The following is a 24,703-nucleotide window of genomic DNA, read 5'->3' on the forward strand; positions in this document are numbered from 1 at the left end:
GTCAGAACCAGCTTTCAATGGTCGTGTCCGCGGCGCCCGCGGCCAGCCACCGGGCGTGGGCGTCGCGGTAGGCGATCCAGCGCGCCCGGGTGATGTCCCGCTGGAGCTTCCGCTCCGGATCGCCGTAGTCGGGGGCGATCACGCCGTCGGGTTCGAGCTCGGAGAACCAGAAGCGCTCACCGTCGAACAGGAAGTCGACGCAGAAGAACGGGACGGGCACCTTGCGGTAGAAGTACGCCGTCGCCTCCGCCAGCTCGGCGGGGACCGGCGGGAACTCCATGGTGGCGCCGCGGCTGGCGTTGGCGACCGGCGAGCCGGGCTCGGGGATGCGCTTCATGACGGCGTACGGCTCGCCGTCGACGACGTAGACCCGGTAGTCGACCGTGCCGTCGCCCAGGTAGGGCTGGATCACGAGGGTGGTGTCGCCGCCCTGGGCCAGGCTGGCCAGGCCCCGGATCTCCTCGGAGTCGCGGGCCAGGTTGACCCCGCCGCCGCCGCACCATCCCGCGGGCTTGACGATGGCCGGGTAGGTGAGGTCCTTGAGCGCCACCTCGTACAGGTGCTTGCCGATGTCCCGCCCGGTGCCGATGCGGAGCGTGGGGATGATCGGGACGGGCGAGTCCCTCAGGTGGAGCATCGTGGCCAGCTTGTCGTTGGCGACGGCCGACAGGCCCGGCGGGAACGACAGGTAGAAGCCGGCCCGCTCCAGCACCGCGTACAGCGCGTACTGGTTGAAGATGTCCATGGACTGGTACGGCAGCGAGTACAGCGCGGTGATGAAGAGCGTGTCCTCGGGGGTGACGAGCTCGTCGTCCACGTAGACGCGCGGCCCGCCGGGGCCCAGCAGGTCGACCGTCACGGCGTCGGGCGCGTGCCTGGTCCAGCTCAGGCCGAGTTCGGCGGCCACGTCGGCGTAGACGTCCCAGAAGAAGTCGTGCCACATCGCGGTCGCGCGGCTCGACTCCCTGTCGGGAAAGATCCAGCACATGCGGCGCAGCGTGCTCGCGGCGGCGGGGGTGGCCGGGGTGGCCGGGGTCATGGTCGTCCCTCTCCGTCGGCCCACCAGCGGCGGCCCGACTCGGGCAAGGTGTCGATCGGGTCGTAGAAGGGGAACCGGCGGTCCTGGGGACCGTCGCGGTCGAGGCCCGTCCCGTGGCTTCCGGCCCAGTACGAGATGCCGCGTTCCCGGTCGTACTCGACCACCTGGTGCACCCAGCGCTTGCCGGCGTACGGCACGTCGCACACGATGCGCGGCGTCGCGTAGCCGGGCAGGTAGCCCATGATGGCCTCCTGGAGCCGCTGGGCCCGGTGCACCGGGATCCGCCAGTGCTCCGCGTTGGGGATCATGTCGCAGAGGTAGAGGTAGTACGGCAGGATGCCCGCCTCGCCCTGCAGGGCGAAGCACAGGTCCAGCAGGTCGGCCGGGGTGGTGTTCACCCCGCGCAGGAGCACGCCCTGGTTGCGCACGTCCCGCACCCCCGCGTCCAGCAGGGCCCTGGCGGCCTCGGCCACCAGCGGCGTCACCGACCGGACGTGGTTGGCGTGGGTGTGCACGGCCAGGTTCACCCCGCGGCGCCGGGCGAGGCCCGCGATCCGGGCCATCCCCTCGACCACGCCGGGCTGGAGCCAGTGCTGCGGCAGGCCGACCAGCGCCTTGGTCGCCAGCCGGATGTCGCGTACGGACTCCAGTTCCAGCAGCCGCAGCACGAACGTCTCCAGCCGGGGCCAGGGCACGTTGGCCACGTCGCCGCCCGAGACCACCACGTCCCGCACGCCGGGCGTGCGCTTGAGGTAGTCCAGCATCAGCTCCTGCCGGTCGGCCGGCTTGAGGACGAGCCGGGTCTTGACGACCTGCGGGGTCGAGGTGCCGACCAGGTCCATCCGGGTGCAGTGCCCGCAGTACTGCGGGCAGGTGGGCACCAGCTCGGCCAGGACCTTGGTCGGGTAGCGGTGGGTCAGCCCCTCCACCGCCCACATCTCCGCCTCGTGCAGCGAGTCGCGCTGCGCGCGCGGGTGGCTGGGCCAGCGCGGGTGGCGGTCCGAGTGCACCGGCAGCATGTACCGGCGCACCGGGTCCGCCATGAACGCCTCCGTGAAGGAGGCGGGGTCGCTCCCGGCCTGCGGCGCCATCACGTTGAGCATCTGCGGCGGGATCAGCATGGACATGGTCGCGAACCGCTCCACGTCGGCCGCCAGGTCGGCGTAGAAGGAGTCCTGGAGCAGGTCGCCCACGACGGCGCGCAGCTCCCTGGCGTTCTTCACGCAGTGGGCGCGCTGCCAGCGGGCGTCGCGCCACTGCGCGTCGCCGACGCCGCGCCAGCCCGGCAGCCGCCGCCAGTCCGGCTCGACGAGCGGCCGGCGCACGTAGGTGTACGGGCGGTGGGAGGCATCGGTGTTCATCGGGTGAACATCGCGGCGTGCCGGGTGCGGAGCTCGCGCTTGAGCACCTTGCCGGTGGGACCGAGGGGGAGGTCGTCGCCGGTCCGGGCGATGACCACCGCGTCGAGCGTGGCCAGGCCCGCGTCGGCGAGGGCCTTGTTGGCCTTCTCCCGTACCTCGTCGGCGGTGACATCGCCGGCGTCGGCCTGCAGCCGCACCACGGCGATCGGGCGCTGCCCCTCCCCCGCCTTCCCGGGTACGCCGACGACCGAGCAGTCCTGGACGAGGGCGGCGCAGTCGGCGATCAGGACCTCCTCGACGGGCAGGCTGTAGACCGGCCCGTCGGCGGTCTCGATGACGTCCGCGGTCCGGTCGAGGTGGTAGAAGTTGCCCTCGCCGTCCCTGCGGGCCACGTCGCCGGTGAGCCAGTAGCCGTTGAGCTCGAAGCTGCGGGTCAGCCCCGGGTCGTTCCAGTACCCCGGGGTACGCGAAGGCGTGATCACCGCGAGCAGGCCCACGGTGCCGTCGGGCACCTCCTCGCCGTTCTCGTTGAGCACCGCGGCCTTGATCACCGCCTCCTGGGCCTTGCCCACGCAGCGGTCGTCCCGCGGGCTCTCGGGCGTGGTCACCTGGCCGAAGAGCGCCATCCCCATCTCGGAGGAGCCGAGGCCGTCGATGAACTGGGAGCCGGGCAGCGGCTCGCCCGCCGCGGCGCCGTCCGGGAGCAGCCACGGCTTGATCAGGCCGGCGGGCCGCTCACCGAGCCGGACCAGCCGCCTGATGTGCCCGTGGTGCGCGCTGTCCCCGGTGTTGAACCAGGAGTGCACCCTCGCCGCGCCCCTGACCGGGAGCTCCCCGGTGGCGAGCTCGACGAACGTCCGCGGGAACGAGGCCATCATGGTCGGCTGGAACGCCTCCATGACCGGTTCCACGACCGCGCGCCGCCAGTCCGCCATGATCACGGTCGGCAGCCCGAGCAGCACCGCGGTGAGGAAGTAGCTGAGCCCGCCCGCGTGGGTGTGCGGCATGAGGGACATCAGCCTGTCGTACGGCTCGGCGGGGAAGCGGAGCATCCGCGGCTGCTTGCCCTCCCAGAACTGCCGGTGGCCCAGGATCGTCGACTTGGGCGTGCCGGTGGTGCCGGAGGAGTGGATCAGCGCCACGACGTCGTCCGGGGCGTGCCGGTAGGGGTACTCGGCGGGGAGCGCGGACGGGTCGGCGCCGTGGGCCCTCACCTCCGCGGCCGGGACGATGAAGCGCGGCCTGTTGTGCGGCGCGTCACGGTAGGCGAGGCGCAGCCGGGTCGGGTCGTCGGCCACCACACCGGCGACACCGACGTGGTCGAGGTAGCGGACCATGGTGTCGAGCCGCATCGCGTCGTTGACCATCGCCGGTACGGCGCCGAGCGCGGTGAGGGCCAGGAAGTGGAGCAGCGGCTCCAGCCCCTCCCCCACCACGACGCCCACCGGCTCGCCGGGCCGTACGCCGTTGGCGTGGTACCAGGCGGCGTACCGGTCGCGCAGCGCCGCGAGGTCGGTCAGGCTGTGGCCGCGCAGCACCACCCGGCCGCGGTGGTCGTCGTGGTGGCCGTACACGAACGGCACCCCGCGGTTGGGGTTGGCCTCCAGGGCGTACTGCAGGAAGTTCCCCGCGCCGAGGTCCGGCTCGGTCATCAGTGATCGCCGGACCGGCAACGGCGCGATCGAGGTGGCGTCAGGCATGGATGTCCCTTCATCTGTACGTCGCGATGATCTCCGCGGCCGCCCGGTGCCCCGACCGGACGGCGCCTTCCATCAGGCCGAAGAACTCCACGCTCGTCTCGGTGCCGGCCCAGTGCACCCGCCGGTGCGGGGTCGTCAGGTGCGGGCCGAGCCGCAGCCAGTCCCCCGGTCCGAAGAGCGCCGCGTAGCATCCGCGGCTGTACTCCTCGCCGATCCAGTCGGTGGCGTGGAACCCGATCGGCCGCGGCAGGCCGGGGAAGAGCCGCGCGGCCTGGGCGAGTGCCCGCTCGCGCCGCTCGTCCACGGACAGCCGCGAGAACCGGTGCGCCTCCCTGCCGGTCACGAATCCGGTCAGCACGCCCACCCCGCCGTCCGCGGGCGAGTCGTCCACGGTGGACAGCAGGGGGCCCCGCGCGCTGACCGACCAGCCGGACAGCCCGTGCTCCCGCCAGGCGGGCGCCGGGTAGACCAGGTGCACCTTCACCGCGCACCCGGGTGCCGTGCGCCCGGTGGAGCGGGGTGCGGGCGGCCCGGGCCGGTGGTCGATCGTGCCGGCCAGTGACGGCGGCACCGCGACCACCACGGCGTCGGCCCGCAGCGATCCGGCGGGGGTCGTCACGGTCACGCCGTCGTCGTCCTGGTGGATCGCGCGCACCGGCTCGTTCAGGCGTACCCGGACACCCGGCCCGGCGGCCAGCCGTTCGCACAACAGGTGCGCCCCACCGGCGATCCGGTGTTCCTGCGCACCGCCCTCGAAGGCGTTCAGGTAGCGGATCCCGCCCCCGGAGCGGAGGTAGAACGCCATGTGCAGGACGGAGACGTCCGCCGGGTCGGCGGCCATCATCTCCCCGAGGAACAGGGGGAAGAACAGCCGCGCGTCCGGATGGCGCAGGTGCTCGCGCGCCCACTCGGCCGCGGTCAGCGCGTCGAGGCGGGCGGCGTCCGCCGCCGACCACGGGGCGTCCAGGCCCGGGGTGCGGACCAGCTCGTCCAGGGCGTCGAACATCTCGCCGAGCGCGACCGCGGACAGCGGCGGGAACCGGCCGGGCCTGGTGCGCTCGTCGCCGCCGAGCGCGAAGCGGCTGTCCCCGGCCACGGCGGCGGGCGTCGTCTTCAGGTCCAGCCCGGTCATCAGGGCGGTCAGCGCGGTGTGCCGGTCGCCCAGGTACGCCGCCCCGGCGTCCACCCAGCCGCCGGGCGCGACCTCGATGCCGCGCGTACGGCCCCCGACCCGGTCGCGCGCCTCAAGGACGGTGACCTCGAGGCCGTGGGCCACCAGGTCGGCGGCGGCGGTGAGGCCCGCCAGCCCGGCCCCGACGACCACGACGCTCACGTCAGGCTCGCGATCTTCTTGTAAAGGGCCTCGGGGGTGGGCGCGTCCAGGAAGTCGTCGAAGTCCAGTTCCACGCCGCAGGCGCGCGCGATCGCGCTCAGGACGCGGGTGGCGAGCAGGGAGTCCCCGCCCATGATGAAAAAGTCTGAGTCGCTATTTATGCTGCTATTTTCTAGAATGTTCCGAAATATGTCGGTCAACTCGTCCACGCTCATAGGAAACCCCTTTCAGGTGGTGGATGCGTATCGCCGGTGCGAGCCCGTCCGGTCGACCTTTCCGCTGGCCGTGTGGACGAGTTCCGGCACGACGGTGATCCGGCCGGGCACGAGATGGGCCGGGGAACGGTCGCGCAGGTGGTTCAGGACGTCCTCGGCCAGCGTCACGGCGCCGCCGGGCGAGCGCGGTACGACGTAGGCCGCGAGCGTCGTGTGGTCGGCGACGGTGACGCCCGCCACCGCCACGGCGGCCACCTGCGGATGACCGGCGATCTGGGCCTCCACCTCGGCCGGGTCCACCCGGACGCCACGCACCTTGAGCTCGTGGTCGAGCCTGCCCTCGTGGACGAGCATGCCGTCGGCCCCGCGGCCGACCCGGTCACCGGTGCGGAAGTAGCGCTCGGGACCGCTGCCGAGATCGAGCTCGACGAACCGTTCCGCGTTCGCGTCCGGCCCGCCCCCGTATCCCAGCGCCAGCGACGGGCCGCCGACGAGCAGTTCGCCCTCCTCGCCGAGGTGCTGCAGGACATGGGGCAGGGGGTGCCCGATCGGCACGCGTTCCCCGGGGCTCCAGGGTGCCGGCCGGCTCGCCGCGAGGGGGCCGCTCAGGTCGACGGCATGGGTGACCAGCGTGGTCTCCGTGCACCCGTAGGTGTTGACCAGGCGGATCGCGCCGGTGTCGAGCGCGCACCAGTCGGCCAGCCGGGCGGGGTTGACCGCCTCCCCGCCGACGACGATCATCCGCACGGACGCGGGCAGCGTCGCCCGCTCCTCCGTCAGGTGGCGTACCAGCTCGTGCCAGAACGCCGAGGGGAGGTCCAGGACGGTGACCCGCTCGGCGTCGAGCATCCGCAGCATCCGCCGGAAGGAACCCGAGTGGGCGTGGTCGTGGAAGACCAGCGTCGCGCCCGCGGTGAGCGTGGGCAGGATCTCCTCGAAGCAGGTGTCCCAGTTCAGCGACGCGAACTGCAGCACGCGGTCCGCCGGCGTGAGGCCGAACAGGTCGCGCAGCGCGCCGACCGCGGTGGCGATGGCCCCGCGCGGGGTCACCACGGGTTTCGGCTCCCCGGTGGAGCCGGAGGTGAACAGGACGTACGCCGGGTCGCCGGGATCGCCGGTGGCGAAGGCCACCGGCGCGGTTCCGGACGTGTCACCGGAAGCCCGCGCGGCCTCGGAGAGGCCGGGGAGCCGCACCGGGAGCGTCCCCGGTGGCACGGGCGTCTCCGGCCCGGTGGTGATCACCAGGCGGCATCCGCCCGCCGCCGCCAGCGCCCGACGCCTCGGCTCCGGGTACGCCGGATCGATGGGGCAGTACGTACCGCCCGCGGCCAGCGTGCCGAGCAGTCCGGCCACGGTGGCCGGCGACCGCGACGTGACCACTCCGACGACTCCCGGATCCGGGCCGAGCCTTCGCGCCGTGGCACGCACCCACAGGTCGAGTTCGGCGTAGGTGAGGGATCGGCCGTTGTGCGTCATCGCCGTCCGGTCGGGATTTCGGCTGGCCGTATCGGCGAATGCCGTTATTACGTCGTGGTGCGGTTCGGGCACGGCTGCGCCTTCCTTGGATGCCATACCAAATGCCAGGGATGCTATACCAAGGTGCGCTTTGTAACGAGAGAGGAAAACCGCCATAATTCTGGCGAAAAATAGCTGATGTGAGCGTGATTTCCGGTCGGAACCACAATCCCGGAAAACTCATACCGAAAAGCCGGGCACCCATTCCGAGCTGCGGCGACGCCACAATGGCCGGAACATCGGAATACGTGTCGACCGCAGGACGCCGGGCCCGGCGGACCGGGGCGCCGCAGACGGACGGGACGCCGGAGACGGGCGGGACGCCAGGGCCGGGCGGGGCCTCAAGGCCGGGCGGGCGTCAGGGCCGGGCGGGCAGCTCGAACTCGACGCAGGTCATGCCGCGCATGTCCAGCCAGGCCCGGCCGGGCGCGCGGACCAGCCGGAAGACGACCTCCCCGCACCCGGGGCAGCGGGCCACCAGGCCCGGGGCGTGGGTGTACAGGTGCGCCTCGGCCAGGGCGAGGGACCGGTCGCAGGTGGAGCAGCGGCCGGTGGCGGCGGTCAGGTCGACGGCGAAGACGTCGCGCAGGGCTCCTCCTGCGGCGTTGCCGTCGATGTGGTCCTGGGTCATGGTCGTCCTCCACTGGGGCCGAAGCGTTCCGTGCGGATCAGGCCGGGCTCGTGCCCGGCGGAGACGAGCAGGTCGGCGACCGTCTCGACGAAGCCGGTGGGCCCGCAGACGAAGACGGCGGGCTCCCGCCCGGGCGGCCAGACGGCCCGCGCGAGCAGGTCCGCGTCGACGCGGCCCGCGGGGCGTCCCCAGCCCTCGGGCGCCCGGCGCGTGTAGGCGTAGGTGACCTCCAGGCCGGAGCCTGCGGCGGCCAGGCGGTCCAGCTCGGCGCGGTAGAGGGCGGTCCCGGGCTCGCGCGCCGAGTACAGCAGCCGGAACGGCGCGTCGGCACCGGCCGCGGCGCGGGCGCGGATCATCGCCATCAGCGGGACCACGCCGGAACCGCCCGCGACGAGCTGCACCGGTTCCGGCGTCTCGGGACGCCAGACGAACCAGCCCCCGATCGGGCCGCGCACCTCCAGCGGGTCGCCCGGTGCCAGGACGCCCGCGAGGTAGGGGGAGACCTCTCCGTCGGGCAGCAGCTCGACGGTGAGCTCCAGCCGGTCCCCGCCGGAGGCCGAGGCGATGGAGTACGAGCGCTGGGTGGAGTAGCCGTCGGGGGCGGTGAGCCGCACGTCGAGGTGCTGGCCGGCCAGGTGGCCCGGCCAGCCCGGCACGTCCAGGACGATCGTGCGCGCCCCGGGGGCCTCGTCGCGTACGGCGGCGACCGTGGCGACCCGCCAGGTCAGTCGCCCCAGTACCGTTGCTCGCGCCATGGGTCTCCGTAGGGGTGATAGCCGGCGCCCTCCCAGAACCCCGGCCGGTCCTCGTCGAGGAGCCGGATGCCGCGTACCCACTTGGCGCTCTTCCAGAGGTACAGGTGCGGCACGAGCAGCCGGGCGGGCCCGCCGTGCTCGGGGTCCAGGGGGTCGCCGTCGTAGCGGGTCGCGATCCAGGCCCGCCCGTCGAGCAGGTCCTCCAGCGGGAGGTTGGTGGTGTAGCCGCCGTAGGAGTGCGCCAGGGCGTACTCCGCGGACGTCTCCACCCCGGCCAGCAGGGTGTCCAGCGACACCCCCTGCCAGGTGGTGGCGAGCTTGGACCACTTGGTGACGCAGTGCAGGTCGACGGTGAACCGCTCCAGGGGCAGCGCGCCCAGCTCCGCCCAGGTCCAGCGGGTCGTCTCGCCGGTCTCGGTCACGATCTCGAAGGCCCACTCGTCGGTGGGGACGTGCGGGGTGGGGCCGGCCGACAGGACGGGGAAGTCCTCGGTGAGGTACTGCCCCGGCGGCAGGTCCGGGTTGGCGGCGCGGCGGCGGCCGAAGAACCCGGGCGAGACGATGCCCATGACGCCCACCTCCTGTGTGACGGGATCCGCCGGTCCGGCCTGACCGGCCTGACCGACCTGACCGACCTGACCGGTCGGTGCCCGGTGGCCGTGGCGGGCCCCGGACCGGCCGCGACGCGAACGGACGCGACAGGTAAATCTCATCACACTCGGTCAGATACCCAGCAACCGGGCGTATCCAGAAGAGCCTCTCCCCCGGGTGGGGCGGCCGCCGTACCAACGAAGCGCATGAGTCTTTTTGTCAGGATTTACCGCCCAAAGCGCTATGTCGACGTGGATAGGCGCATATGTGAAAGGAGTGATGTTCCCGATCGTGGACCGACGGAGGATCCGATGCTTCGAAAGCTGATCATTATGCTGGCCGCCGTCCTGGCCATGACGGGCGGCACCACCGCCTTCGCGTTCTCACCGCCCCCGCCGCCTCCGGCGCCCGCCGACCCCTCCGCGCCGACGGGCTCGCCGCAGGCCGCCAGCCAGCAGGACAAGGACTTCCTGGTCAAGGCGCACCAGTCCAACCTCTTCGAGATCGAGTCGGGCAGGGTGGCCCGGCAGAAGACCACCGACCAGTCCGGGCGGCCGAACGCCGCCACCGTCCTGGAGCTCGGCGAGATGTTCATCGCCGACCACACGAGGCTCGACGCGACGGTACGGCAGGTGGCCGGCCGGCTCGGGGTCACACTCCCCGACGCACCCGCCCCCGCGCAGCGCGAGCAGCTGGACAAGGTGGCGGCGCTGAACGGCGCCGAGTTCGACAGGGCCTGGATCACCGTGCAGATCGCCGGTCACCGGGCGACCCTCGCCGACGTGGACAAGGAGATCGCGAGCGGCGCGTCGCCCGAGGTGAAGCAGATCGCCGTCACCGCCAGGCCGGCCGTGCAGAGGCACCTCGACATGCTGCTCCAGGCCGAGGAGACCCCGTCTCCCAGCCCTTCGGAGAGCTGAGCCACCTCACCGGCGACCGCGGGCTCCTGCCCGGCCCCGCTCCCGGTGGAGCGGGGCCGGTCAGGGCCGGGGAACGGCAGGGCCGGGGGTCACGGCGACTCCGAGCCGGCACGCCGCAGGTGGCGGGAACGGGCCAGCTCGTGGGCCGCGCGGAGCAGCTCCCGGACCACGGGCTCCGTCCGCGGCCCCGGGTTCACCACGGCCAGCCAGCCCAGGGGGCCGTAGACGGGGTGGGCGATCACGGTGTCGGCCACGCTCGGGTCGGTCCCGTCCGGCTCCGGGTCGCGCGGCCCGCGGCCCGTGTGCCGGGCGAAGGCGTCCTTGCCGGCGAAGAGGTTGAGGCGGAAGGCGCCGGGGCGGTCCAGCCGTGAGCGCCGGTCGTCCGGGTAGTCCTTCGTCACGATCGTCGCGAACGGCTGGGTCCGCTCCGGGACCTTGCCGTCGGGCGCGTGGTAGAAGAACGCGTCGCCCCAGCTGATCTCGGGGGAGCCGTCGCCGGGCACCGGCCGCAGGACCAGGACCCCCTCCAGGCCGCCGAGGAATTCGATGATCTCGTCGATGCTCATGTGCTGTAGCGTTTCATTCATGTGCTTGTGGAGACTTCACTCCGGACACTCCCAGGTGGACCGGTGAGAAGTCGCAAGTCGCCGTCATGAGGACGATCGACGTCGCACGGCGTGCCGGGTGCTCCGTCCAGCAGGTTCGCGATCTCGAACGCGAGGGCGTGCTGCCCGTGGCGGCGCGCACCGCCACGGGGTACCGGGTCTACGACGATACGCACGTGCGCTCGGCGCTGGCCTACCGGGCTCTCGCGGCCGGGACGGGGCCGGTCGAGGCCAGGCGGATCATGCGCGCGGCGCACACGCGTCCCCTGCCGGAGCTGCTCGCCCTGCTCGACGCGGCGCACGCCCGGCTCGACACCGAGCGGCGGGACCTCGCGCTGGCCAGGCGGGCCGCCGCGACGATCTCCGAGGAGCCGATCGGCGACGTACGCCCGTCGGACGTCATGAGCGTCTCCGAGCTCGCCGTCGCGCTGGGAGTGCGGACCTCGACGCTGCGGCACTGGGACGCGGAGGGCCTGGTGGTGCCCCGCCGGGACTCCCCGTCGGGGCCTCGGCGGTACTTCCCCGACGACGTGCGGGACGCGCGGATCGTCCACCAGCTGCGCAGGGCCGGTCACCGCGTCGCCGCGCTCCGCGCCCTGATGCCGCAGCTGCGCGGCGCCCGCCGGTGGGACGAGGTGACGGCCGCGCTGTCCGCCCGGGAGGCGGCCATCGACACCCGCTCCAGGGCCCTCCTCGACGCCGCCGCCGCCCTCGCCGCGCTGATCCCACCGGCGTAGGGGGTCCCGGGCCGGGAGCGGGAGGACGGCACACGACCGGCCGCCGGGTCCCGCCCTCGTGGAGCGGGACCCGGCGGCCGGGACGTGACGGACGGCCGACGGACGGCCGGTGGGCGACTACGGGACGAGCCGGAGCACGCCCCACCTCGACGTGTCGACGTAGCCGCGCCCGGTCGGGTCGCTCCAGGTCGCGGCGGCCGTGCGGGCGGCGCCGGTGGCATCGTTGACCTGCACGTCGAAGCCGAGCAGGGTGTCCCTGGCCAGGGTGACGGTGGGCAGCCTGATGGCCGCCTCGACCACGTAGCCGCCGGAGGTCCGCACGGCCGCGGCGGTCAGGTTGTCCCGGACCGCGAACGCGTCGAACGTGCCTCCCACGGTCCGCCTGCCGGTGAAGCTCACCCGGTACTGGCCGTCGTCGTCGTCGTACCCCCTGGTCTTGTTGTTCTGCGGGTCCACGAAGATCTCGACGGAGTCCTGCGACCAGGCGTCGGGCGACTCCTCGCTGAGCACCGGATCGGTCACCCGGGCCAGGACGTACAGGACCCCGGCGTTCCACACGGCCCTGACCCTGGCGGTCGCGCCGGAGGCGCCCTGGACGCGGGTGCCGGTGACGATCTCCGGCGCCCTGTTCCAGGCGGCCTCGGCGACGCCGTCCACCACGGGCGCGCCCCTGGGCGCCAGGGCGGTCCTGACGGCCGGGACGAAGGTCAGCCTCCCCGTCCAGGACGTCTCCCCGCCGGTCGCGTCGTCCACCACGACCCGCGCGTCGGCCGTCGTGCCCGTACCGGCCCGCAGGGGCAGCAGCGCCTCGACCCGGTAGCCGGTCGCGGTCGGCCTGGTGTGCGCCTTGAAACCGTGGGCGTGCGTGCCGCCCCGCCGGACGCGGTACGGGGTGCCGTCCACGGTGAAGGTGACGGTGTCCTCCCTGTCGCCGGTGGCGTCGACGACCTCGGCCAGCACGTACAGGCCCCCGGACGCGCCGGTGGGCGCGACGCGCGCCTGCCAGGTCGCGGACAGCCCGCCGACCCGGGGCACGGGGGCGCCGGGCAGCAGGTCCCACTCGCCGTCCCGCTTGCCGTCCACCCGCACCGTGCCCGCGGGCACGTCCAGGGACCGGACGAGCGGCGGCAGCCTGGACGGATCGACGATGCCCCAGTACGCGGGCTTGGCCTGGAGCTCGTCGTCGAACGGCAGCGGCGGGTTCAGCCGGGCGATGGGGAAGGTGGACAGCCAGGTCGCGTCGTCGGCCACGCCCCAGATCGTCACCGACGACAGGTGCTCCGCCTGGCGCCGGAAGACGTCGAAGATCTCCCGGTACCGGTGCCCCTGCAGGGCGAGGACCTCGGCCGGGACCGTCTCGTAGGAGCTCACGAAGTCGGTGTAGACGCTCACGTCCAGCTCGGTGACCTGCTGCTCGACGCCCAGGCCGGCGAACTTCTCGATCGTGTCCTCGATGTACGAGGCGGGCGGCTGCTCGACGTTGACGTGCAGCTGGTGGCCGACCGCGTCGATCGGGACGCCCTCGGCGCGCAGCTTCGCGACCAGGTCGTACAGCGCCTGCCGCTTGCGGGGGAACTCGGTGTTGTAGTCGTTGATGACGAGCGTCGCGTCCGGGTCGACCTCGCGGGCCACCCGGAAGGCGGTGCGGATGTAGTCCAGTCCGGCGATCTCGAACCACGGGGAGCGGCGCAATCCGTCGGGCCGGTTCTCGTCGACGACCTCGTTGACCACGTCCCAGGTGTCGATCCTGCCCTTGTAGCGGCCCATCACCGCGCGGATGTGGTTCTCCATCCGGCGCAGCAGGACCTCCTTGGTGGCGCCCTCGAAGACCCAGGCGGGCGTCTGGCTGTGCCAGACCAGGGTGTGGCCGCGCACCCGCAGGCCGTTGCCGGTCGCCCAGTCCACCAGGTGGTCGCCCTCGGCGAAGGTGAACTCCCCCTCGGCCGGTTCGGTGGCGTCCCACTTGAGGCTGTTGCCCGGGGTGACGCTCTCGTAGTGCTTGGTGATCAGCTTGGCGTGCTCGCCCAGGGTGGCGCCCCGGTAGAAGGCCGCGCCGATCGTGAACGGCACCGTGTCCTTGAGCGAGGGGATGTCGGTCTGCACCGGCTTGGGCTCGATGTAGGCCAGCCGGAAGTCGTCGACGGCGAACGGCGCCGTCCCCTCGGCCGACTCGACGTAGACGCTCAGGAAGTCCACGTCGTGGGCCGGCAGGTAGGTGCCCGCGAGCCTGGTCCACTCGCCGGCGGCCAGGGCGCGGGGCCCGGCGACCCGGTCGTAGGACGGGGTCTCGCCCGAGCGTCGTTCGATCGACAGGCTCACGCTCTGGGCGGTGGCGCTGCGCACCCAGACCGACAGGTCGTACTTCGATCCCTTGGCCAGCTTGCCGAGCACCGTCCGGGACGGGCCGTCCCAGGACGCCTGCCGGTCGGTGACGCCCAGGCCGTACGCGCCGTCGTGCGCCGAGTCCGCCTCGGCGGTCAGGACGGCGCCGCCGCGCGAGGTCCACCCCTCGGCGGTCCCGGTCTCGAAGTCACTGGTCAGGCCGGACCTGGCCGGGTCGGTGTCGGCGGTGACCACGATGTCGTCGAGGTGGAACGCGACGGTCGCCACCGAGCTCTCGGCGTACAGCGACAGCGCGGAGTCCGCGGTGTAGGTGTAGGTGCCCGTCAGGCGGACCCAGGCGGAGTCGGTGACGGTGGCCGCCGCGACCCGCTCGTAGACGGCCTCGCCCCCGGCGGGGGTGCGCTGCACGGTGAGCGCGACCGTCGAGGACTCCTGCCCGGCCGCGGCCCGCGCCCACGCGGACACCTCGTAGGTGACGCCCTTCTCGAACGGCGGGGTGACGGCCGCGCCGTGCCAGGTGTCGGTACGGCCGGTGGTGAGCAGGGAGCGGGCGCCGCCGTGCGCGGCGTCGGGGGTGGTCGCGACCGAGACCCCGGAGCCCCGCGGCTCCCAGCCCTGGGGCCCGGACTCGAAGTCGTAGGTGACGATCGTGGCGGCGGGCGCCTGCGCGACGGACGTGTGCGTGGCGGAGGCGTGGGCCGTGGAGGCGTGGGCGGCCGGGGTGACGGGCAGGCCCGCCACCGTTCCGGCCAGCAGGGACAGGGACAGCAGGGCCAGGGCCGTTGCCCGCGGCCGGGGGGCGCGCATCTTTCCGGTGCTCCTCGGTCAGGTAGGAGTGGAAACGAATGGGACGGTGGGGGGTGCGACGGCCTTCCCGGGATACCACGCCTTTCCGGATTTTTCCGGATATCTACCTAGGAGCCGTCGGGTGTCAGGCCCCGAGCGAGTTCTGCCCGAGCGGCTCCCTCCCGAGCGGATCCCCGGCGTGCGGGTCCTGCGCGCCCGAGCTCCCCGCGTTCGGGTTTCCCGCGTGCGAGTTCCCGCCGAGGGGATCCCCTCCGAGCGGATCCCCGGCGCGCAGGTTCTCGGCGAGCAGGTCGAGCAGCGGCTGCCGCCGGCTGCAGCGGGCGAGCGCGAACGAGTCGGCCAGGGCGACCAGCTCCTCGTCGGAGCGGTCGCGCAGCAGCCCGGCGTACTCGGGGAGCAGCGCCTGCGCGATGAGGATGTGCCGGATCAGGTCGTCGACCTGGTACCGGGCGCCCCAGGGGTAGGGGTCCCAGGAGGGGAACTCGGTCTCCATCAGCCGGTGCAGCGGCGCCAGCTCGCTCGCCGCCTCCTCCATCGTCGATCCCCACCGGTCCGCGCCCAGCCGCTGCTTCTTGGCGATGAAGTCGCCGAACCGGCTCATGTACGGCTCGCCCGCGCAGACCAGCCCCTGCAGGCCGACGTCCTTGTAGGTCCACAGCGACCAGCCGGCCTCGTGCGCGTCGAAGATCTCCAGCTGGTCGCGGAGGATCTGGTAGCGCTGCCGGTCGATCTCCGGGTCGCCGGTGTAGACCGGGCCGAACTCGCCGACCCAGATGGGGGTGCCGGTCTCGCGCTGGAAGACGGTCCGGCGCTCGAAGGAGCGCTCCAGCTGCTCGCGGTCCACCCACTCCCCCCGGGTGTGCCCGGGGTAGGGGCCGCCGTGCGCGAACCCGGCCAGCGCGTAGTCGTGGCAGACGAAGACGGTGTTCTCGTACACCTCGCGGAAGATCGAGAAGTCGGTGGAGTAGGTGTTGCCGTCCAGGAACAGCACGTGGCCCGGGTCGACGGCGCGCACGGCCTTGACCAGGCGGTCGTAGAAGGGGCCGACGACCTGCCCGCTCGGGTCGCCGGGCTCGTTGACCGGGTTGTAGCCGGCCACCCAGGGGTTGTCGCGGTAGCGGTCGGCCATGACCTCCCACAGGTGGACGGCGCGGTCCTGGAAGTGGCGGTGCTGCCAGAACGCCGCGATGTGGGTGGGGTTGTCGGAGTGCCAGTGCTGGTTCTGCGCGCCGGGCAGGGCGTGCAGGTCGATGACGCTGTAGATGCCGTGCTCGCCGAGCAGGCGGATCACCCGGTCCAGGTGGCGGAAGCCGTGCTCGTCGATCTCGAAGGGGCGGTCGTCGGACTCCAGGTGGCGGTAGTTGATCGGGATACGGACGCAGTTGGTGCCGAGCCCGGCCAGCAGCGCGGCGTCGTCCGGCCCGAAGAAGGAGGTGAGCAGGCGGTCGAAGAACATCTCGGCGCGTTCCTCGCCCAGCGCCTCCCGGACGGCCGTGCGCATCGACGCCTCGTTGGCCGGGTAGCCGGTGATGAAGTTCTCCATGTTCAGCCAGCCCCCGAGGCCCACTCCGCGCAGCCGTACCGGGGTGCCGGCCGCGTCGACGAGACGGGATCCGGCAACGCTCAGGGTCATTGTTTCTCGCTTCCTACACGACGAACGGGATGAACGAGGACGGGATCAGCCCTTGGTGGCGCCCGCGGTGAGGCCGCTGATCAGCTGACGCTCGGCGACGGCGTAGAAGGCCAGAGCCGGGACCATGGAGACGATGACGTAGGCCAGGATCCTGGCGGTGTCGGCCATGTACTCCCCCTGGAACTGCTGGACGCCCAGCGGCAGCGTCCACAGGTTCGGGTCGTTGAGGACCACCAGCGGGAGGAAGAAGTTGTTCCAGCTGGCCACGATGGCCAGGACCGAGACCGTGGCCAGGGCGGGCCGGGCGATCGGCAGCAGCACCCGCCAGAAGAAGCCGAAGGGGGTGCAGCCGTCGATGATGGCCGCCTCCTCGACCTCTCTCGGGATGGACCGGAAGAACGTCCGCAGGATGATGACGGTCAGCGGCAGGCCGAACGCGGCCTGCGGCAGGATCACCCCCAGCGGGTTGTCCAGCAGGCCGAACGTGCGCAGCAGGACGAACAGCGGCAGGATCGCCACCGCGAACGGGAACATCAGCCCGACGGCGAACAGCGTGAACAGGAACTCGCGGCCCCGGAAGGCGAACCGCGCGAACGCGAAGGCGGCCATCGCCGACAGGCCGACGACCAGCACGGTCGTGACGACCGCGACGAACAGGCTGTTGAGGAACTGGCGCCAGAACGTGCCGGAGAGGATCACGTCGGTGTAGTTGCCGGTCACCCACGGCGACGGCAGGCCCAGCGGGTTGCCCGAGAGCTGGTCGGAGGTCTTGAAACCCCCCAGCAGGCCGTACAGGAAGGGCACGACGATGAAGACGGCCGCGACCCAGATGATCGCGTGGATCGGGAACGTGCGGAGCCGGGCGATCATCGGCGGTCTCCCATGGTGGTGCTGGCCCCCTCCAGGTCCCGGCGCAGGACGAACCGCTGGTAGCCGAGGGCGAAGACGAGGCTGATCAGGAACATGACGACGCTGATCGCGCTGGAGTAGCCGATCTGGGATCGCTTGAAGCCGTACTCGAACATGCTGACGGCCATGGTCTCGGAGGCGTGCGACGGCCCGCCCCCGGTGAGGATCCAGACCAGGTCGAAGAGCTGGATGGTGCCGATGATGGACAGGAAGACGCTGACCCGGATGGTGGGGCCGAGCAGCGGCAGGGTGACGTGGCGGAACACGTTCCAGCTGCCGGCGCCGTCGATCCTGGCCGCCTCGCTCAGCTCCTTGGGGATGCTCTGCAGGCCGGCCAGGTAGAGGATCATGTGGAAGCCGAAGTACTTCCAGGTGATCACCAGGAAGAGCGAGAACATCACGGTGTCCGGCTCGGACAGCCAGGTCCAGGGCTCCAGCCCCCAGGAGACGAGGATCCGGTTGGCCAGGCCCGCCTCGGGCGAGAGGATCAGCGAGAACAGCACGCCGATGATCGCCTCGGAGAGCATGTACGGCGCGAAGAACAGCAGCCGGTAGAAGGCGCGCCCGCGGATCCGCTGGTTCAGCATCACCGCCAGGCCCAGCGAGAGCGGCAGCTGCACCAGCAGGCCCAGCACGATCAGGATGCCGCCGTTGCGCAGGTCGCCGACGAAGATGTCGCTGGCGAACAACCGGGTGAAGTTGTCCAGGCCGACGAAGTTGCTCGGCGGGCCGATGCCGTTCCACTTGTAGAGGCTGGTGTAGCCGGCCACCATGATCGGGGCCAGCACCAGCAGGGCGAACAGGACTAGCGCGGGGAGCACGAACAGGATCGCGGTGACCCAGCCGCGCCCCCGCCGGGACCCGCGCCCGCGCCTTCGCGCCGGTGCGGGCCCCTCGGGGGAAAGGGCCGGACGCGCGTCCGGCCCTGTCATCGTCTTCATCCGGGCGGCTACTCCGACTCCGCCTTGGCCGTCTCGGTGATGCTCTTGACGACCTCCTCGGGCGTCTTGGTGCCCCCGATCAGCTCGGCCACGGAGTCGTTGATCTCCTGGCCGACGGCGGGCGGGTACTCCTGGTCGAGGTAGAGCTGGAAGCCGGTCGCGGCCGCGAGGGTCTCGGAGACCGTCTTGACGTGGGGGTCGGTGACGGCCGCCTCCTCGCCCTGCTTGAGCACGGGCAGCACGCCGCCCGCCTTGACGGCCTTGCTGTGGTTCTCCGCCTTGAGCGAGAACTTCAGGAAGTCCAGCGCCGCGGGCGGGGCGTTGACGCCCACGGCCAGGCCGCCGCCGCCGCCGAACGCGTCGCCGGGCGACCCCTTGCCCCCCTCGACCGCGGGGAAGGTGAAGAATCCGAGGTCGTCGCCGAGGCCCTTGCCGGAGTCCTTCTGCACGGACGGGGCCCACTGGCCCATCAGCTCCATGCCGGCCTTGCCGTTGCCCATGGTCGCGGCCTGGCCGTCGGGGGTGGAGTAGTCGGCGCCCTGGAAGCCCTTCTGGAACGGCTGGAGGTCGACGAGCTCCTTGAGCTTCTGGCCGGCGGCGACGAAGTCGGGCCCGGTGAAGTCGTTGGTGGAGCCGGCCTGCTTGAACGCCTCCAGCCCGGCCACCCGCATGGCCAGGTAGGACCAGTAGTAGTGCCCCGGCCACTTGGCCTTGCCCGCGAGGGCGATCGGGGTGGTCCCGTCCGCCTTCAGCTTCTTGACCGCGTCCAGGAAGCCGGTCCAGGTGGTGGGCGGCTCGGTGATGCCGGCCTTCTTGAACAGCGCCTTGTTGTACCAGAACCCGACCATGCCGATGTCGGTGGGCAGCCCGTAGGTCTTGCCGTCGAACTGGTACGCGGACAGCGCGGCCGGGGTGATGCCGCCGATGACGTCGGCGGCGTCGGACGTCAGGTCCTTGACCAGTCCCGCCTCGACGTGCTGCTTCAGGACGCCGCCACCCCAGGTGGAGTACAGGTCGGGTGCCTTGCCCGACTGGGTGAGCGTGGCCAGCTTGGGCTTGTAGGAGTCGTTCTCGATGGCGATGTTCTTGATCGTCACGTTCGGGTGGGCCGCCTGGTACTCCTTGATGCGCTCCGCCCAGAACGTCTTCATCGGCTCTGCCGTCGCCAGGTTCCAGAACTCGAAGGTGACCTTGTCAGAGCCGGCGGCCGCACCGGACGTGGCCCCGCCACCTTCTCCGCTCGTGCTGCAAGCTCCGAGAAGCAGCGTCGATACCGCCAGAGCCACCACGCCTCGCCGACTCAGCATGGGATCCCCTTTCGGGAGTGAGGCTAGAAAGTTTCATATGTACCCCGAATATTTCGTGTCCCGGAGAATAGGTAAACCGGCGGTTACGCGTCAATAGTCGCCGAGGTAGTGATCCCATCCCGTGTCCCTCCCGTCCCGGCGTCCGTCCCGGTATGGATGGTGAGGTTACCGAAAGTTTTCGTTTAGTATTCGACTCATGTCGACCACAAGGCGCGTGACGATCGCCCATATCGCCGAGCGGGCAGGGGTCTCCGCGCCCACCGTCTCAAAGGTCATCAACGGGAGGCCGGAGGTCGCCCCCGCGACCAGGCAGCGGGTGGAACGGCTGCTGCGCGAGCACGGCTACCGGCGCAGGGGCGGTCAGGGCGACGGTCCCGCCGGGCTGGTGGACCTGGTGTTCACCGAGATCGAGAGCCCGTGGGCGATGGAGCTGGTGCGCGGGGTGGAGGCCTCGGCCCGCGAGGTCGGCGCCGGCGTGGTGATCTCGGTCCTGCACGACCGGGCCGGGCCGGGCCGGGACTGGGTGGAGCGGATCGCCGCCCGGCACACCGACGGGGCCATCCTGGTCGGCTCGCGGATCAGCGCCGACCGGCACGACCGGCTGGCCGCCCGGTCCATCCCCTTCGTGGTGGTGGACCCCGACGGCGAGCCGCCGGCCGGGGTCGCCTCGGTCGGGGCCACCAACTGGCACGGCGGGCTGGCCGCCACCCGCCACCTGCTGGAGCTGGGGCACCGCAGGATCGGGATGATCGGCGGCCCGCCCGGCATGCTGTGCAGCCGGGCCCGCGTCGACGGCTACCGCGCCGCGCTGGAGACCGCGGGCGTGCCGGTGGACCCCGCGCTCATCGGGTACGGCGACTTCCTGGTCGGTTCCGGCCGCGACGGCGGGCACGAGCTGCTCTCCCTGCCCGACCCGCCGACCGCGATCTTCGCCGGCAGCGACATGCAGGCGTTCGGCGTGCTGGAGGCGGCCAGGCGGCGCGGCCTGCGGGTGCCCGGCGACCTGTCGGTGGTGGGCTTCGACGACCTGCCGCTGGCGCGCTCGGCCTGGCCGCCGCTGACCACGGTCTGCCAGCCGCTCCAGGAGATGGCGGCGCTGGCCACCCGGATGGTGCTCGACCCGTCCGCGGGCGGGCGCGAGCCCCGGCGGGTGGAGCTGGCCACCGAGCTCGTCGTGCGGGAGAGCACCTCGCCGCCGATCGGGCGTTGACGCTCACCCGCGTGACGTCTACGGTACTCACACGAAAAGTATCTGTAATCTTGTGAAAGTTTCGGAAAGCGGGTCCCCGCATGTCTCGACGTCGCAGGACAGTACTGGTACCGATCCTCCTGCTCCCCCTGCTCGGCTCCGTCCCGGCCGCCGCCCAGGCCGGGCCCGAGAACGGCACGACCACCGCTCGGGCCGGCTCGCGGACCGCCCCGGAGATCCGCCTGGAGCGCCACCGGACCCTCCAGCGGATCGACGGCTTCGGCTTCTCCCAGGCGTTCCGGCGCAACGAGCTGGTCCGCGCGCTGCCCGCCTCGTCACAGCGGGAGATCCTCGACCTGTGGCTCAGCCCCACCAAGGGGGCCGGGCTGAGCATCCTGCGCCTGGGCATCGGCTCCTCCCCCACCGGCAGCCCGTACGACCTGATGTCCTCCATCCAGCCCGTCGACCCGGGCGGCCCGGACGCGCCGCCGAAGTACGTCTGGGACGGCGACGACGGCGGCCAGGTGTGGCTGGCCAAGGAGGCCAGGCGGTACGGCGTGAAGCGCTTCTACGCCGACGCCTGGAGCGCCCCGGGCTACATGAAGGACAACGGCTCCGACAGCAACGGCGGCTCGCTGCTCCCGGAGTGGCGCAAGGCGTACGCGAACTACCTGGTGCAGTACGCGAAGTTCTACGCCCGCGAGGGCATCCGCGTCACCGACCTGGGGTTCACCAACGAGCCCGACCTGACCGTCTCCTACGCCTCGATGCGGTTCACCCCGGCCGAGGCCGCGGACTTCGTCAAGGTGCTCGGCCCGGTCGCGGCACGCGCCGGCATCAAGGTCGCCTGCTGCGACGCCGCCGGGTGGGCCCAGCAGCGCGAGTACACCAAGGCCATCGAGGCCGACCCGATCGCGCGCAGGTGGGTCGCCACGCACACCGGGCACCCCTACGTCAGCCCGGTGGACGGCCCGCTGCCCACCGACCGGCCCACCTGGATGTCGGAGTGGTCGCCCAACGGCGACACCTGGAACGAGGCGTGGGACGACGGCAGCGGCTACGACGGCTTCGCGGTCGCCCAGCAGATCCACGACTCGTTCACCCTGGGCGGGGTCTCCGGCTACGTCTTCTGGTTCGGGGCCTCGCGCGGCACCACCCGGGGCCTGATCCAGATCGACCAGGCGACCTCCACCTACCGCGTCGCCAAGCGCCTGTGGGCGCTGGCCGCCTACAGCCGCTTCATCCGGCCCGGCGCGGTCCGGCTGGCCGCCGAGGCGCCCGACCCGGCGCTGAAGGTGACCGCCTTCCGCAACGCCGACGGCTCGGAGGTCGTCGAGATCCTCAACACCGCCACCACCGAGGTCTCCACCAAGGTCACCACGAGGCCGGGGCGGGCCACCTCCTACCTGACCGACACCGGGAACTCGCTTACCGCCACCCCGCTGCCGGGCCTGCGAGGCGGTCGCGACCTCGTCCTGCCGCCGCGCTCCCTGACGACCGTGGTCGTACGATGAGGATCATGAGTCTCTCCCTGTCACCTTCGCCCGGAACGTCCCCCCTGTCGCGGAGCGCCGCGGGGAGGGGGCGGTGATCCGGGCGGCGGTGGTGGGCACCGGCGGCATCGCGGGGATCTGCCACCTGCCCGCGCTGCGCTCCCAGGCCCACCGGGTCCGGCCGGTGGCCGCGGTGGACGTGGACGAGGCGCGGGTGAAGGCGTTCTGCGCCGAGCACTCCATCGAGGGGGCGTACACCTCGCTGGAGGAGATGCTGGAGGCCGAGCGGCCCGACCTGGTCCACCTGTGCACGCCCCCGCACCTGCACGCCGCGCAGGCGGTGGCCTGCCTGGAGGCGGGCGCCTGGGTGTGGATCGAGAAGCCCGCCTGCCTGTCGCTGGCCGAGCACGACCTGATCACGGCGGCCGAGGGGGCCGGCCGCGCCTCGGTCGTCTCCCAGCACCGCTTCGGCTCGGGCGCGCGGCACCTGCGCGCGCTCGCGCCCGAGCTGGGCCGCCCGCTGGTCGCGCTCTGCGTCACCACCTGGTACCGCGACGACGCCTACTACGAGGTGCCCTGGCGCGGCCGGTGGGAGACCGAGGGCGGCGGCCCCACGATGGGCCACGGCATCCACCAGATGGACCTGATGCTCTCGGTGCTGGGCGACTGGACGGAGATCCGCGCGATGACCGGCACGCTGGAGCGCCGGATCGAGACCGAGGACGTCTCCATGGCCATGGTCCGGTTCGACTCCGGCGCCATGGCCTCGGTCGTCAACAGCGTGCTGTCGCGGCGTGAGGAGAGCTACCTGCGCTTCGACTACACCGAGGCCACCGTGGAGCTGCGCCACCTGTACGGCTACCGCAACGCCGACTGGAGCTCCACCTCGGCGCTGTGGAACCCTCCCGAGGACCTGCCCAGCTCGCACGAGGCCCAGCTCGCCGAGCTGCTGGACGCCTATGAGCGCGGCGAGCCCCCGCCCATGGGCGGGGCGGACGGGCGCCGGGCGCTGGAGCTGGCCACCGGCCTGTACGCCTCGGCGGCCACCGGCCGGCCCGTGCTCCGCGCCGACCTCGTCCCCGGCCACCCCTTCTACGACCGGCTGGACGGACGCGGATGGAGCTGACCCTCACCGAACGCGGCGTGCCGATCCTGCGCTACGTGTACGTGCCGGAGACACCGGTCTTCGAGTCGCCGAAACCGTACTTCCACCCGATCCGCACGACGGCCGGCGACGTGGTCAGCGCCTACCGCCCGCACGACCACCGCTGGCACCGGGGGCTGCAGTTCACCGTCTCGGACCTGTCGGGGGAGAACTTCTGGGGCGGCGGCAGCTACGTCCGCGAGGCCGCCGGGTACGTGGACCTGCCGAACAACGGGACCATGCGGCACGAGGACTTCCCCTCCCCCGGCGTGGAGCGCCTGACCTGGCACACCCAGGGCGGCGAGCACTGGGTGGACGAGCTCCGCACCTTCGAGGTGCGCGACGTGGACGAGGACTCCTGGACGCTGGAGCTGTCCACGGAGATCGTCAACGTGCGCGGCAGCGACCTGGTCTTCGGCAGTCCCACCACCAACGGCCGCCCGATGGCCGGCTACTGCGGCCTGTTCTGGCGCGGGCCGCGCTCCTTCGAGCACGGGACGGTGATCGCCGAGCGCGGCGACGGGCCGGAGATGATGGGCCGGGAGTCGGAGTGGCTGGCCTACGCGGGCAGGCACGACGAGGTCGACCGGTCCTCCACCCTGCTGTTCCGCAGCGCCCTGCCGACCGTCTGGTTCGTCCGCACCACGCCGTTCGCGGCCGTCAACCCCTCCATCGCCTTCCACGAGCCGCTCCTGCTGCCGCCCGGTGACACGCTGCGCCTGCGCTACCGGATGACGGTGGCCACCGGCGCGTGGGACCGCGACCGGCTGGAGGCGTACGTGAAGGAGCACCCGTGGCCGGCGCGGGGGTGAGCGGGCCGGGTGCGACCGGTACCGGCGCGGGCGGGACGAGCGTGAAGGAGGAGCCGTGTTCGGTGTGGGCGTGAGCGGCCTGTCCGTCTACGACGGGCCCGCCCCGGACGGCCTGCGGGGCGGCTCCCCGCACCTGCACACGCTCTGCTCCGAGGCGTACGTGGTGGTGGCCGGTTCCGGCACCGTGCAGACCCTGACCTGGAGCGGCTACCGGGAGACCTCGCTGGCCCCGGGCGAGGTCGTCCGGTTCACCCCCGGCACCGTCCACCGCCTGGTCAACGACGGGGGCCTGCGCATCGTGGTGCTGATGCAGAACAGCGGCCTGCCCGAGGCCGGTGACGCCGTCCTGACCTTTCCCTCCGACGTCCTGGCCGACCCCGGCCGGTACGCCGAGGCCGCGGGCTCGGACCCGCAGGAGCGCCGGGACCTGGCCGTCGAGGGGTTCCTCACGCTCCGCGACGGCGGCCGGGACGCCTTCGCCGCCTTCCTGGACGCCGCCGCGCGGCTGCTCGCGCCCCGGCTGGACGCCTTCGAGTCCCGCTGGCGCCAGGGGCCGCTGCGCGCCGCCCAGGAGACCGGGGAGCGGCTGGACGCCCTGCGCGCCGGTGATCTCGGCCACCTGCGCGAGGCCGGGGTCGACCGGGTCCCCGCCGTGCCCCGCGACGGCATGTGCGGCCACCTGCTGACCTACCCCACCCCGGAGGGCACCGCCTTCTAGGCTGG

General features: G+C 72.3%; 22 protein-coding genes. 7 read left to right on the plus strand and 15 right to left on the minus strand.

Annotation, left to right across the window (positions count from 1 at the left end):
• Position 1: 1 nt before the first annotated feature.
• The 9 genes from ACIBCT_RS30170 to ACIBCT_RS30210 all read right to left on the minus strand — a co-directional run bounded on the left by ACIBCT_RS30170 (position 2) and on the right by ACIBCT_RS30210 (position 9,118).
• Positions 2 to 1,039: a RimK family alpha-L-glutamate ligase gene (locus ACIBCT_RS30170; RefSeq protein ID WP_399194281.1), complete on the minus strand. Its 1,038-nt coding sequence runs from the start codon at positions 1,037 to 1,039 to the stop codon at positions 2 to 4.
• Positions 1,036 to 2,400 (minus strand): KamA family radical SAM protein, encoded by a 1,365-nt coding sequence (locus ACIBCT_RS30175; protein ID WP_399194283.1) that lies wholly within the window; start codon positions 2,398 to 2,400, stop codon positions 1,036 to 1,038. Before ACIBCT_RS30175 ends, ACIBCT_RS30170 begins: the two co-directional genes overlap by 4 nt.
• The gene (locus tag ACIBCT_RS30180; protein WP_399194285.1) at positions 2,397 to 4,100 is read right to left on the minus strand and encodes a class I adenylate-forming enzyme family protein; all 1,704 of its coding nucleotides are present in this window, start codon (positions 4,098 to 4,100) and stop codon (positions 2,397 to 2,399) included. The genes ACIBCT_RS30175 and ACIBCT_RS30180 overlap by 4 nt, the downstream gene beginning before the upstream one ends.
• A 10-nt stretch (positions 4,101 to 4,110) precedes the next feature.
• Positions 4,111 to 5,433, minus strand: a complete 1,323-nt coding sequence (locus tag ACIBCT_RS30185; RefSeq protein WP_399194287.1) for a flavin monoamine oxidase family protein — start codon at positions 5,431 to 5,433, stop codon at positions 4,111 to 4,113.
• A complete protein-coding gene (locus tag ACIBCT_RS30190) occupies positions 5,430 to 5,648 on the minus strand; it encodes an acyl carrier protein (RefSeq protein ID WP_399194289.1) in 219 nt (72 codons plus the stop codon). The genes ACIBCT_RS30185 and ACIBCT_RS30190 overlap by 4 nt, the downstream gene beginning before the upstream one ends.
• 12 nt (positions 5,649 to 5,660) lie before the next feature.
• Positions 5,661 to 7,280, minus strand: a complete 1,620-nt coding sequence (locus ACIBCT_RS30195) for an amino acid adenylation domain-containing protein (RefSeq protein ID WP_399194291.1) — start codon at positions 7,278 to 7,280, stop codon at positions 5,661 to 5,663.
• 241 nt (positions 7,281 to 7,521) lie between these two features.
• Positions 7,522 to 7,794 carry a DUF6510 family protein gene (locus ACIBCT_RS30200; protein WP_399194294.1) on the minus strand — a complete coding sequence of 91 codons (273 nt, stop codon included), beginning with the start codon at positions 7,792 to 7,794 and terminating at the stop codon, positions 7,522 to 7,524.
• Positions 7,791 to 8,549, minus strand: a complete 759-nt coding sequence (locus tag ACIBCT_RS30205; protein ID WP_399194296.1) for a ferredoxin reductase — start codon at positions 8,547 to 8,549, stop codon at positions 7,791 to 7,793. Before ACIBCT_RS30205 ends, ACIBCT_RS30200 begins: the two co-directional genes overlap by 4 nt.
• Positions 8,519 to 9,118 carry a sulfite oxidase-like oxidoreductase gene (locus ACIBCT_RS30210; RefSeq protein WP_399194298.1) on the minus strand — a complete coding sequence of 200 codons (600 nt, stop codon included), beginning with the start codon at positions 9,116 to 9,118 and terminating at the stop codon, positions 8,519 to 8,521. The genes ACIBCT_RS30205 and ACIBCT_RS30210 overlap by 31 nt, the downstream gene beginning before the upstream one ends.
• A gap of 333 nt (positions 9,119 to 9,451) precedes the next feature.
• Between ACIBCT_RS30210 and ACIBCT_RS30215 the strand changes: the two genes are divergently transcribed.
• Positions 9,452 to 10,060: a DUF4142 domain-containing protein gene (locus ACIBCT_RS30215; protein WP_399194300.1), complete on the plus strand. Its 609-nt coding sequence runs from the start codon at positions 9,452 to 9,454 to the stop codon at positions 10,058 to 10,060.
• A gap of 89 nt (positions 10,061 to 10,149) precedes the next feature.
• Here the strand turns inward: ACIBCT_RS30215 and ACIBCT_RS30220 are convergent, their stop codons facing one another.
• A complete protein-coding gene (locus ACIBCT_RS30220; RefSeq protein WP_399194302.1) occupies positions 10,150 to 10,626 on the minus strand; it encodes a DUF6194 family protein in 477 nt (158 codons plus the stop codon).
• 86 nt (positions 10,627 to 10,712) lie between these two features.
• Here ACIBCT_RS30220 and ACIBCT_RS30225 point away from each other — a divergent pair, with 86 nt between their 5' ends.
• Positions 10,713 to 11,402, plus strand: coding sequence for a MerR family transcriptional regulator (locus tag ACIBCT_RS30225; protein WP_399194304.1), 690 nt, complete (start codon positions 10,713 to 10,715; stop codon positions 11,400 to 11,402).
• 117 nt (positions 11,403 to 11,519) lie between these two features.
• On the opposite strand, the gene ACIBCT_RS30230 is transcribed toward ACIBCT_RS30225, so the two are convergent.
• The 5 genes from ACIBCT_RS30230 to ACIBCT_RS30250 all read right to left on the minus strand — a co-directional run bounded on the left by ACIBCT_RS30230 (position 11,520) and on the right by ACIBCT_RS30250 (position 19,342).
• Positions 11,520 to 14,552: an endo-1,4-beta-xylanase gene (locus tag ACIBCT_RS30230; RefSeq protein WP_399194306.1), complete on the minus strand. Its 3,033-nt coding sequence runs from the start codon at positions 14,550 to 14,552 to the stop codon at positions 11,520 to 11,522.
• A 124-nt stretch (positions 14,553 to 14,676) separates the two neighbouring features.
• Positions 14,677 to 16,185 carry a glycoside hydrolase family 5 protein gene (locus ACIBCT_RS30235; RefSeq protein ID WP_399194308.1) on the minus strand — a complete coding sequence of 503 codons (1,509 nt, stop codon included), beginning with the start codon at positions 16,183 to 16,185 and terminating at the stop codon, positions 14,677 to 14,679.
• A 45-nt stretch (positions 16,186 to 16,230) separates the two neighbouring features.
• Positions 16,231 to 17,055 carry a carbohydrate ABC transporter permease gene (locus ACIBCT_RS30240; RefSeq protein WP_399194310.1) on the minus strand — a complete coding sequence of 275 codons (825 nt, stop codon included), beginning with the start codon at positions 17,053 to 17,055 and terminating at the stop codon, positions 16,231 to 16,233.
• Complete coding sequence (locus tag ACIBCT_RS30245) at positions 17,052 to 17,915, minus strand: carbohydrate ABC transporter permease (protein WP_399194312.1); 864 nt, start codon at positions 17,913 to 17,915, stop codon at positions 17,052 to 17,054. Before ACIBCT_RS30245 ends, ACIBCT_RS30240 begins: the two co-directional genes overlap by 4 nt.
• A gap of 128 nt (positions 17,916 to 18,043) precedes the next feature.
• Positions 18,044 to 19,342 carry an extracellular solute-binding protein gene (locus ACIBCT_RS30250; RefSeq protein WP_399194314.1) on the minus strand — a complete coding sequence of 433 codons (1,299 nt, stop codon included), beginning with the start codon at positions 19,340 to 19,342 and terminating at the stop codon, positions 18,044 to 18,046.
• Between the two features lie 196 nt (positions 19,343 to 19,538).
• Here ACIBCT_RS30250 and ACIBCT_RS30255 point away from each other — a divergent pair, with 196 nt between their 5' ends.
• The 5 genes from ACIBCT_RS30255 to ACIBCT_RS30275 all read left to right on the plus strand — a co-directional run bounded on the left by ACIBCT_RS30255 (position 19,539) and on the right by ACIBCT_RS30275 (position 24,698).
• Positions 19,539 to 20,552 (plus strand): LacI family DNA-binding transcriptional regulator, encoded by a 1,014-nt coding sequence (locus tag ACIBCT_RS30255; protein WP_399194316.1) that lies wholly within the window; start codon positions 19,539 to 19,541, stop codon positions 20,550 to 20,552.
• A gap of 80 nt (positions 20,553 to 20,632) precedes the next feature.
• Entirely contained in the window at positions 20,633 to 22,045 is a 1,413-nt protein-coding gene (locus tag ACIBCT_RS30260) for a glycoside hydrolase (RefSeq protein ID WP_399194318.1), read from the plus strand.
• Positions 22,046 to 22,121: 76 nt separating this feature from the next.
• Entirely contained in the window at positions 22,122 to 23,150 is a 1,029-nt protein-coding gene (locus tag ACIBCT_RS30265; protein ID WP_399194341.1) for a Gfo/Idh/MocA family protein, read from the plus strand.
• Entirely contained in the window at positions 23,141 to 23,980 is an 840-nt protein-coding gene (locus ACIBCT_RS30270) for a PmoA family protein (protein WP_399194320.1), read from the plus strand. Before ACIBCT_RS30265 ends, ACIBCT_RS30270 begins: the two co-directional genes overlap by 10 nt.
• A 55-nt stretch (positions 23,981 to 24,035) precedes the next feature.
• Positions 24,036 to 24,698 carry a cupin domain-containing protein gene (locus ACIBCT_RS30275; protein WP_399194322.1) on the plus strand — a complete coding sequence of 221 codons (663 nt, stop codon included), beginning with the start codon at positions 24,036 to 24,038 and terminating at the stop codon, positions 24,696 to 24,698.
• Positions 24,699 to 24,703 lie beyond the last annotated feature (5 nt).

It is taken from the genome of Streptosporangium sp. NPDC050855 (genome assembly GCF_044456585.1).
GTDB classification, from domain to species: domain Bacteria; phylum Actinomycetota; class Actinomycetes; order Streptosporangiales; family Streptosporangiaceae; genus Streptosporangium; species Streptosporangium longisporum.